Origin of the sequence: Streptomyces incanus (genome assembly GCF_042656345.1) — a bacterium.
Lineage (GTDB): Bacteria > Actinomycetota > Actinomycetes > Streptomycetales > Streptomycetaceae > Streptomyces > Streptomyces incanus.
In genome coordinates this window covers 1-8,838 of record NZ_JBHSPC010000133.1, presented here as the reverse complement: position 1 = coordinate 8,838, position 8,838 = coordinate 1, and the positions used below count along the sequence as shown (strand labels likewise).

Here is an 8,838-nt window from a genome sequence, read left to right as displayed (position 1 = left end):
GAAACGACCCATACCACATCAACGAACCCAAGCCCCGGAAGCAACCCGTAAATACGCGACGCCTCCGGTGAGTTCGTTCAGCGCCAGACTCATCGGGTCCGTGCCGTCGCTCCGAGCGTCCGAGCCCAGGCTCATGTTGACGACCTTGGCACCGCTGCCCGCCGCCCACTCCATGCCGGCGATCACCTGGGACTCGGTACCGAAGCCGTCGTCCCCGAGCACCTTTCCGACGATCAGGTCGGCCAGAGGCGCCACGCCCTTGCCGCCCTTGCCCCCGGCGGACGCCGCGCCGCTGCCGCCGACGATCGACGCTACATGCGTACCGTGCCCGAAGGCGTCCCCCGTCCCGGAACTGTCGGAGAAGTCCCGGGCCTCGGAGATCCGGCCGGCCAGGTCCGGATGCGACTGGTCCACGCCGGTGTCCAGCACCGCAACCTTGACCGACTCGCCCTGCTGGCCCGCCTTCCACACCGCGGGCGTGCCGATCTGCGGCACACTGCGGTCGAGGGTGGCCCGCACCCGGCCGTCCAGCCACACCCGCGGGGTGCCCGCCGCCCGTGCGGCGTTCATCTCGTCGGTGTCCGGCGCCAGTTGCTTCCAGAACCGGCCGAGGTCGTCGTCCGCGACCCGCACGGCGCGCGCGCCGATGCTGTCCAGGCGGCGGACCGGGGAGCCGTCCTCGGCGAGGTCCGTCAGGCGCCGGACGGCGGGCGCCGCCGCACCGTCGGCCCCCGCCACAATCAAAAACAGCGCGTCGGCGTGCGCCTCGTCGTAGCCCTGTGCGAGGAGGGCGCCCACGTCGAACAGGTTCCGGTCCACCAGCCCCGCCGCGACCAGGTTCCCGGCGTCGGACGGCAGGACCGTCAGACGCCCGTCCTCCTCGTACGTCCGGAAGACGATGTGGCGTCGTCCGGGCCCGGGCGCCACCGAGGCGGTCCGCCGCCCGTCGCCGTCCGTGCCCACGGTCACCCGGTCGCCGGTGATCAGGCGAACGGTGCCCAGGTGCTTCGACGGTGCCTTGTGGGCCGCTTCTCGGGATGGGGACGCTGTGTCGGATGTGGCGGCGGCCGACGCCACCGCGCCGGAGACCAGGACGAGTCCTGTCGATATCGCCGCCACCAGGCGGATCCGTCTCATATGTGCAGTGCCTTCCGTCCAGCGCGTGGGATGTGTGCGCGCTGGACAGAATCCGGCGGTGCCGATCGCCGTGTCATTCGTTTTCGCTGGCACAGGTGGGACATGTCGCAACCGCGACACCGGAGCCGTCGCCCGAAGGGGCGCGTTCAGCGGGACGCCGACGCCGACGCCGACGCCGACGCCGGCATCGGGAGCGAGACGACGTCGGCGAGGGCCCGCTGACCGGCGATGTCTACGTGCACACCGTCCCCGGTGTCGTACGGCGGATGGCTGCTGTTCGGCTTCACCGGGTCCCTGAGCACCTGGCCGAAGGGCAGCACGCCGTCACAGGTGCCGGCGCAGTTGTTCCACGTCGACACGAACGTACCTACGGTGCGCCGGTCGCGGTTGTTCTGGCCCGTGCGGCCGGGTCGAGGGGTGACGGGGGTGATGTACACCTTGATGCCCGCGGCCCGCAGCCGCCGGAAGGCGTCCCGATAGCTGCCCAGGATCTGCTGGCCTCGCACCGGGCCGCGAGATCGTTGGTGCCGTAGCAGGAGAGGACGCCGGTGACTCCGTGCAGCGCGAGGACCGCGCATGGCCTTGAACGCCACCTCCGGCCGGCGCAGGAAGTCGGTGGCCACCTGCGCGGCCACTGCCTCCCGATCGACTGGAAGATCCTGCATGGCTTCATGCGTCAGGTGATGCCCGTCGATCTCCCGGGCGGCCTCGGCTCCGACGCGGCCGGTGCAGTTGACCAGGGCGGCGAGGGTGTGACCGCCTTCAGCCTCGGTGACGAGGTGCTGGGGGGGCTGTCTTGCCCCCTCTGCGCGCGGTCGGCGCTCGCTGACCCCGCTGCACCGGTCGCCAGGCCGTCCTCCGTTCCCGCGTCCTCTCACTCGTGGCCTTCGACGCCGCGGGCGCCGTCGCGCACGCTCCCTCGCCCTCACGCGGCGGCAGGAGCTGTGCGAGTACGTCGGTGCCGTCCGGTCCAGGCGCACAGGACCGAGCCGGGAGCGGAGGGTCCCGAAGCGCTCGGTGACATACTCGCCCTCATCGGGGCGGGACAGCTGCAGATGCCTGTCGCAAGTCCCCACCCCCTCGATGAGGTTGCGGCGGCACCGGCAGTGAGTCAGTCCGGGTCGACTGAGCGGCAAGCCCGTAGTACTCCCGGCGGAGAGCCGGGGCCTGCGTAGTCGGACCTCCGCCCCGCCGGCCGAAGGTTCGGCGCGCCTGACAGAGGTCCAGCCGGGCGAATGGGCACGGAGCTCCTCCATCCTCGTCGCGGAGAGCTCTTCTGGCTCGGGTGAAGCCGGTGCTCAAGCCCCTGGACGGCCTCCTCGCGGTCATGGCGGCGACCCTGAACGCCGCCCGCGTGTGGGCCGAACTGGGCGTCCGACCGGTCGCATTGCGCCACTCGGGTGACTTTCGCAGCGATCATGGCTCAATCCAGCGCCACATGTTGACACATCAACCAGAATGCGCTTCAGTTGACCCATCAACAATCTCTCCTCGGGTAGGGGTAATCACATGAGTGAGCAGAAGGTCATCGCGGTCACCGGAGCCACCGGTGCACAGGGAGGCGGCGCCGCGCGGGCGATCCTCGCCGACCCGGACTCGGGATTCACGGTGCGTGCGCTGACCCGGAACCCCGACTCGCCCGCGGCCAAGGAACTCGCGCAGCTCGGCGCGGAGGTCGTGCGGGCGGACTTCTATGACGAGCCGACCGTGCACGAGGCGTTCGAGGGTGCGTACGGTGCCTTCCTCGTCACCAACTTCTGGGCGCACGGTTCGGCGGCCAAGGAGAGGGAGGAGATCGAGGTCCTGGTGCGGGCCGCGAAGAATGCCGGGCTGCGGCACGCGGTGTGGTCGACGCTGGAGGATACCCGGGAACTGCTGCCGCTGCAGGACGAGCGGATGCCTGTCCTGCAGGAGAAGTACAACGTCCCGCACTTCGACGTCAAGGGCGAGGGCAACGAGCTGTTCCGGCAGGCCGGGGTGCCGACCACCTTCCTGAACACCGCCTTCTACTTCCAGGGCTTCCTGTCCGCGATGGGTCCCAAGCGTGCCGAGGACGGCGTACTGACGCTGACCCTGCCGCTCGAGGACGGCAAGCTGCTGGCCGGCGTGGACGTGAACGACATCGGCCGCACGGCGCTCGCCATCCTCAAGGACGGCGAGCGGTTCATCGGCCAGACCGTCGGCCTCGCCGGTGACCACCTGACCGGCGCCCAGTACGCGCAGAAGATGGGCGCCGCGCTCGGCGAGCCGGTGCGCTTCCAGTCGGTGCCCTACGACGTCTTCCGCTCCCTGGGCGTACCGGCGGGCGACGAGATCGCCAACATGTTCCAGTATTACGGCGACTTCGAGCAGGAGTTCACCGGCGCCCGCGACCTGGACCGCCTGCGGGAGATCAATCCGGAACTCAAGAGCTTCGACGACTGGCTCGCCGAGAACGCCGCGAACATCGAGGTGGGCTGAGTCGCTACCGTCGGCGGGCCGTGCCCCGAGGGTGCCGCTTGCGGGCACCCTCGGAACGCCGAATGAGGGGAACGCGCCTTCACCGGCGCGGTGTCGTGCCGGTGAAGGGGCAGGAGCAGAGGAGCTGGGAGCTCCCCGCTCGGCGGGGCTCCTTCGGCTGGGGCGGCATCGCTGGCCGGTCGTCCGAGCCAACCGTTGTGAACTGAGGGCCGGACCGTCGACGAGCGGCTGCGGCCTCTGCATGGAAGAGCGGTGCGTAGGTTGACGGCGCAGGAGCAGCATGCGTGGCGGAGCTTTGTCCGCATGCATGAGAGGCTCATGGGCCGCTTGTCCCGCTTGTTGCAGACGGAGTCCGACGTATCGCCTGCCGACTTCGCCGTACTGGTCGAGCTGACGGACGTACCGGAGGGGCGGCGGTGGTTTCTGGACATCGCCAGGGCGTTGGAGTGGGAGAAGAGCCGGATGTCCCATCACATCGCCCGGATGGTGAAGCGTGGTCTGGTGGTGCGCGACAGGGGTCCCGAAGACGGCCGTGGCACGTTCGTGGTCATCACGGACAAGGGGCGAGCGGTGATCGAAGCAGCCGTCCCACGTCATGTGGAGGCGGTGCGCAGGCTCTTCCTTGACCACGTCACGCCGTCGGAGCTGCAGGTGCTGGCTCGGATCTCCGAGCGTGTGGTGGAGAAGCTGGACGAGGAACCAACCGGCCCGGATCGGGTGGCCCGGCCTGCGCCATCTACTCAGCGCAAGCGTCGCAGCAGTGGTGGCTGAGGGCAGAGCCTCGTGAGGTTTGCGCGACTCGTCAACCGAGTCTCCGCCGCACTGGCCAGGTCTGACTCATGGTTTCGGAATGAGTCTGGCTCAGGGCTTGGCAGCCCGGCTGGTGGGCGGCTGAGTTCTGCGGGCGTCGGATGATCTTGTGCCTGATGATCTGTGGGAGTGTGCAGCTCTGCTGCTTCCTCCTCGCTCGCTGACCGGACCTGCCCGTCGGCTGGGCTCAGTGGTCGGTTTCCAGCGGCGTCAGCGGCCGGGCGGGTTGCCGGAGTGGAGTAGGTCAGTGACCAATAAGTGAGACGGGGAAGACACGGCAGGCCGGCTCACGCGCGCGGCGGTCGTCGACGCCGCACTGCGGGTGCTGGGGGACCGGGGGCTGGAGGGGTGGTCGACCCGGGCGGTGGCCGACAGCCTGGGGGGGGCGTGAACACCGTCCTGTGGCACGTGAAGACCAAGGCCCGGATGCTGGAACTCATGGCCGACGCGGGCGTGGGCGAAATCGGCTATGCGGACCTGGGCGGACCGCTTCGCCGTCACCCGGGCGGTCGCTGAGGTGCGGCCCCTGCTCGCCGAGCGGGGCTGCACCGTCAGCCCCGACAGGCGGCGCCTCGGCGGCCTCTACTTGCTGTGAGGCGGTGGTACGGGGTGCTTGCTCATGATCGACACGCGATTGAACGCGTTGATAGTGACTGCCACCCAGATCGCGGCTGAGATCTGGGTGGCGGAGAGGACCTGTCGGGCGGCCTCGTAGGCTGAAGTCTGGGCCGTGGCGTTCGCCGGATCGGTTGTACTCTCGGCCAGCGCCAGGGCGGCGCGCTCCGTGGGTGTGAACAGGCCGGTGTCCCGCCATGCACTCAAGATTCCGAGTCTCCGCGGTGAATCACCGGCGCGCAGGGCCGTTCTGGTGTGGAGGCCGAGGCAGTAGGCGCAGCCGTTGAGTTGCGACACGCGGATGTTGATCAGTTCCACGGTGGTGCGGTCGAGTCCGGCCTCGGCGGCCGTTGCTCGGACCGCCTCCGAGACCTGCAGCAGGGCTTGGAAGGCCTTGGAGCTCTGTTTGTCGATGGAGATCCTGCGGGGTGGGGAGCTATGGGTGTGGTCGCTCACGTCGGGGGCTCCTTCGGGCCACGCTCGGAGTGGTCGGTGTTCGTACGGGTGCTGTGGCCATTTGGCTGCCTTCGTGGCATCATAGTTGATGTGACAACCAAATCGTGTAGGAGGTGCTCTCGGTGAGCAACCCGGAGACTGATGCCGCGGCTCTGCGCTGCGGTGCGCTGGTCGACGGCGACCGGCCGGCCGGAGCCCCCCGGGTCGATGTCCTGTCGGCGCGTGAGGTCCCCCTCGGCGGTCCACGTGCGATGCGTGTGCGGCGGACGCTGCCCCAGCGGGAGCGCACACTCATCGGTGCCTGGTGCTTCGCCGATCACTACGGCCCGCACCAGGTCGCCGCGTTGGGTGGCATGGACCTGCCCCCGCATCCACACACCGGTCTGCAGACGGTGAGCTGGCTGTTCAGCGGCGAGTTCGAACACCGCGACACCCTCGGCACCCACGCCTTCATCCGGCCCGGCGAGATCAACCTCATGACCGGCGGATACGGCATCGCCCACTCTGAGGTCTCCACCCCAGACTCCACCGTCATCCACGGCGTGCAGTTGTGGGTCGCGCTGCCCGAGGAACACCGCGACGCCGACCGGGACTTCCAGCACTACGTGCCCGAACTCACGCAGGTCGACGGGGCCGAGATCAGGCTCTTCCTGGGCTCGCTCGTCGGCCGGACCTCCCCGGTCCGGACTTTCACGCCGCTGCTCGGCGCCGAGATCGTCATCGAACCCCGTGCAACGCTCACTTTCGCCGTGGACGCGGCTTTCGAGCACGGCCTTCTCGTGGACAGCGGGGAGATCCGTCTGATCGACACTCTTCTGCGGCCCGCCGAACTCGGCTACGTCCCTCGCGGCGCGGACACCCTGACGATGGTGAACGAGACCGACGCCCCGGCGCGGACCATCCTCCTCGGAGGGCCTCCCTTCGGAGAGGAGATCGTCATGTGGTGGAACTTCATCGGTCGCAGCCACGAGGACATCGTGAAGGCCCGCGAGGACTGGGAAGCCTCCTCCGACCGCTTCGGTGTCATCGAGGACTTCCCCGGCGGCCGCCTTCCCGCACCGGCCCTGCCGAACGCCGTCATCACACCGCGCCGGAACCCCCCGACCCGCTGACCTCCCTTACGAAAGGCACACCATGAGCGAGTCCTCCACCACCACGGTCGTCGAGCGTGTGGACGCCGATCGCCGGTACGAGATCCTGGTCGACGGCCGGCGCGCGGGTCTGACCGCCTACCGTGACCTGGGCGTGCAGCGTGTCTTCTTCCACACGGAGATCGACGAGGCCTTCGCCGGCCAGGGGCTGGGCCGACAGCTGGTCCAGCAGGCACTCGTCGACGTGCGCGCATCCGGAATGCGGATCGTCCCGGTCTGCCCCTACGTCGCCAAGTTCCTCAAGCGGCACGACGAGTTCGCGGACATCACCGACCGGGTCACACCGGATGTCCTGCGGTGGCTGAAGGCACAGCTCGGCTGAGCACCCAGTCTTCTTCTCGGCCTGGCCGGCGAAGTCGTGCGCCTTGACCTTCGTGCCCAGCGTTCTTCGCAGTCGCCGTTCAGGTCGGGTAGGTGCGGCACATTACTGCGCCGTACCCCCCTCAGAACCGTGCGTGCCCGTCGTCCGAGCACACGGCTCAAGCAGGCCCCTTGGGCTTGCTGACAGGTTGCAGTGCTGTCCGGCTGCCGATGCTGGCACCACGCCAGCGGTGGCAGTGGGTGGGTATCAGGCGGCGTGAGGCGGGACTGTCCGGTGTGCTGCGACCCGGGCCGGTTCACCCGGGTCCGGCCCGGCAACCCCCACCTGAAAGGGGCACGGGGGATGGCCGCGTTCGGAGCGGCACGGACCAAGGACTCCTTCCTGCAGGCACGCTACAAGCGGCTGACCGCCCGCCGGGGCCCGATCAGGGTGCTGGTCGCCGTCGAGCACTCGATCATCACCGCGATCTGGCACATGCTCAACGACAACGTGCCCTACCGCGAGCTCGGCGGCAGCTACTTCACCCAACGAGATCCCGAACGGGCCGCACGCCGAGCCGTGTGCCGGCTGAACGAACTCGGCTACCGCGTCATCCTCGACCCAATGGACGCCGCTGGATGAACGAGCGTGGCCGCAGCCCCGGCGGAGACGACTCCGACCGGGCCGATACCCCTGCCCGAGAGAGCACCCACCTGCAGTTATTTACGCGTCAGAGTCGCTCATTGGCCGGCGGCCCCGCACGTCAGTGCGTCCCTTCGGTCGGCACAGGGCTGACCTCTCGTGGTCCAGACAGTCCAGTCCCCCCGCCCAGTCAGTCCGGCTGCTTCTCCATGTGGTCCAGGATGCGCTTGGAAATCCGGCCGAGCGTGCTGAGCTGGTTCGGGGTCAGGGCGTCGATGAAGAGGCGGCGGACGTGCTCGACGTGCTGGGGTGAGGCCTCTTCGATCGCTTTGTAGCCGGCCGGGGTGGCGACGATGAATGCTCCGCGTCCGTCGTCGGGACACTCCTCCCTGACCACGAGCCCGCGTTTCGCCATCCGCGTGACCTGGTGGGACATCCGGCTTTTCTCCCACTCCACGAGTTTGGCCAGATCCAGGAAGCGCATCCGCCCGTCACCTCTCTCGGTGAGGTTGACGAGCACGGTGTGGTCGGCTGCTGACATTCCGGAGTCGGCCTGGACGCGTCGGGACAGCCGTCCGATGAGTTTCTCCTGCATGCGGATGAAGCTGTCCCAGGCGGCCTTCTGTTCTGGGTCGAGCCAGCGTGGTGGTACGTCCATGAGGGCAGTCTAACGAAATCGTTGACAGCTCATCTACTGGCAGTGGCAGGGATGCGGCCCTCGGCGAGGCCGGGTGTGTCGTGACCCGGATGCTTCGGTTCACATCCGGCCCCGGTGCGCGATCCGGGAGGTGCCGGGATCGATGCCTGTCGGACGACTTTGATGCCCCTATGGATGTCAGAGGGCGTTTAGCGTGGACGGATTGCCGCTTATGACCTAGTAGGTACCTCGCCAGGTTGGTGTGGCCTCGTCCGTTATGTGCTTGGCAAGGTCGTCGATCGAGGCGAGGTGGATCATGGCTTCGGAGCCGGCGGTGCATCATGATCCAACCAATACTCCGCTCCACCACCCAGCGCCTTTTCACGACGTGAAAACCGCGAACTCCGGGGTTTCTGTTGACGACTTCGACATCGATTCCGAGCCGCGCTCCGTGCTCGACCACGGCGTTCGTGAAGCCGGTGTCGACCCGGCTTTTCGTGATGGTCGGATACGTTTCCTTGGCCCGGTCAAGGAGTTGTGTTCCCACGGCGTTTTCGGAGAGGCTCGCCGCGGTGACGATCGCGACGAGGATCAGCCCGAGCGTGTCGGTGAGGATGCCGCGTTTCCGG

The 8,838-nt window shown here is 68.4% G+C and carries 11 protein-coding genes and 1 pseudogene; 7 read left to right on the top strand and 5 right to left on the bottom strand.

Annotated elements, in window-relative coordinates; translation table 11 throughout:
* Window positions 1–18: 18 nt before the first annotated feature.
* Window positions 19–1,137 (bottom strand): S8 family peptidase, encoded by a 1,119-nt coding sequence (locus ACFP2V_RS34050; protein WP_381219136.1) that lies wholly within the window; start codon window positions 1,135–1,137, stop codon window positions 19–21.
* Between the two features lie 146 nt (window positions 1,138–1,283).
* Window positions 1,284–1,643, bottom strand: coding sequence for an SGNH/GDSL hydrolase family protein (locus ACFP2V_RS34045; protein ID WP_381219135.1), 360 nt, complete (start codon window positions 1,641–1,643; stop codon window positions 1,284–1,286).
* 42 nt (window positions 1,644–1,685) lie between these two features.
* Here ACFP2V_RS34045 and ACFP2V_RS34040 point away from each other — a divergent pair, with 42 nt between their 5' ends.
* The 4 genes from ACFP2V_RS34040 (at window position 1,686) to ACFP2V_RS34025 (ending at window position 4,923) form a co-directional block, all read left to right on the top strand.
* Window positions 1,686–2,312, top strand: coding sequence for an alcohol dehydrogenase catalytic domain-containing protein (locus ACFP2V_RS34040; RefSeq protein WP_381219134.1), 627 nt, complete (start codon window positions 1,686–1,688; stop codon window positions 2,310–2,312).
* 334 nt (window positions 2,313–2,646) lie between these two features.
* Window positions 2,647–3,597 carry an NmrA/HSCARG family protein gene (locus ACFP2V_RS34035; protein ID WP_381219133.1) on the top strand — a complete coding sequence of 317 codons (951 nt, stop codon included), beginning with the start codon at window positions 2,647–2,649 and terminating at the stop codon, window positions 3,595–3,597.
* Between the two features lie 303 nt (window positions 3,598–3,900).
* Window positions 3,901–4,368, top strand: coding sequence for a MarR family winged helix-turn-helix transcriptional regulator (locus ACFP2V_RS34030; protein WP_381219132.1), 468 nt, complete (start codon window positions 3,901–3,903; stop codon window positions 4,366–4,368).
* A 426-nt stretch (window positions 4,369–4,794) separates the two neighbouring features.
* Window positions 4,795–4,923, top strand: coding sequence for a hypothetical protein (locus tag ACFP2V_RS34025; protein WP_381219131.1), 129 nt, complete (start codon window positions 4,795–4,797; stop codon window positions 4,921–4,923).
* Between the two features lie 66 nt (window positions 4,924–4,989).
* Here ACFP2V_RS34025 and ACFP2V_RS34020 read toward each other — a convergent pair whose 3' ends face one another.
* Window positions 4,990–5,478, bottom strand: coding sequence for a carboxymuconolactone decarboxylase family protein (locus ACFP2V_RS34020; RefSeq protein WP_381219130.1), 489 nt, complete (start codon window positions 5,476–5,478; stop codon window positions 4,990–4,992).
* Between the two features lie 122 nt (window positions 5,479–5,600).
* Here ACFP2V_RS34020 and ACFP2V_RS34015 point away from each other — a divergent pair, with 122 nt between their 5' ends.
* The 3 genes from ACFP2V_RS34015 to ACFP2V_RS34005 all read left to right on the top strand — a co-directional run bounded on the left by ACFP2V_RS34015 (window position 5,601) and on the right by ACFP2V_RS34005 (window position 7,572).
* Window positions 5,601–6,590: a pirin family protein gene (locus tag ACFP2V_RS34015; RefSeq protein ID WP_381219129.1), complete on the top strand. Its 990-nt coding sequence runs from the start codon at window positions 5,601–5,603 to the stop codon at window positions 6,588–6,590.
* A 22-nt stretch (window positions 6,591–6,612) separates the two neighbouring features.
* Window positions 6,613–6,951 carry a GNAT family N-acetyltransferase gene (locus ACFP2V_RS34010; RefSeq protein WP_381219128.1) on the top strand — a complete coding sequence of 113 codons (339 nt, stop codon included), beginning with the start codon at window positions 6,613–6,615 and terminating at the stop codon, window positions 6,949–6,951.
* 342 nt (window positions 6,952–7,293) lie between these two features.
* A complete protein-coding gene (locus ACFP2V_RS34005; RefSeq protein ID WP_381219127.1) occupies window positions 7,294–7,572 on the top strand; it encodes a hypothetical protein in 279 nt (92 codons plus the stop codon).
* 190 nt (window positions 7,573–7,762) lie between these two features.
* Here ACFP2V_RS34005 and ACFP2V_RS34000 read toward each other — a convergent pair whose 3' ends face one another.
* Window positions 7,763–8,230, bottom strand: coding sequence for a MarR family winged helix-turn-helix transcriptional regulator (locus tag ACFP2V_RS34000; RefSeq protein ID WP_381219126.1), 468 nt, complete (start codon window positions 8,228–8,230; stop codon window positions 7,763–7,765).
* 216 nt (window positions 8,231–8,446) lie between these two features.
* Window positions 8,447–8,838, bottom strand: a pseudogene (locus ACFP2V_RS33995) (transposase); the annotation flags it as partial.

What these genes read in the sequence shown, in the direction of transcription:
- ACFP2V_RS34010 (WP_381219128.1), top strand. Translation starts at nt 6,613, where the DNA reads ATGAGCGAGTCCTCCACCACCACGGTCGTCGAGCGTGTGGACGCCGAT.
- ACFP2V_RS34035 (WP_381219133.1), top strand. Translation starts at nt 2,647, where the DNA reads ATGAGTGAGCAGAAGGTCATCGCGGTCACCGGAGCCACCGGTGCACAG.
- ACFP2V_RS34030 (WP_381219132.1), top strand. Translation starts at nt 3,901, where the DNA reads ATGCATGAGAGGCTCATGGGCCGCTTGTCCCGCTTGTTGCAGACGGAG.
- ACFP2V_RS34000 (WP_381219126.1), bottom strand. Translation starts at nt 8,230, where the DNA reads ATGGACGTACCACCACGCTGGCTCGACCCAGAACAGAAGGCCGCCTGG.
- ACFP2V_RS34050 (WP_381219136.1), bottom strand. Translation starts at nt 1,137, where the DNA reads ATGAGACGGATCCGCCTGGTGGCGGCGATATCGACAGGACTCGTCCTG.
- ACFP2V_RS34005 (WP_381219127.1), top strand. Translation starts at nt 7,294, where the DNA reads ATGGCCGCGTTCGGAGCGGCACGGACCAAGGACTCCTTCCTGCAGGCA.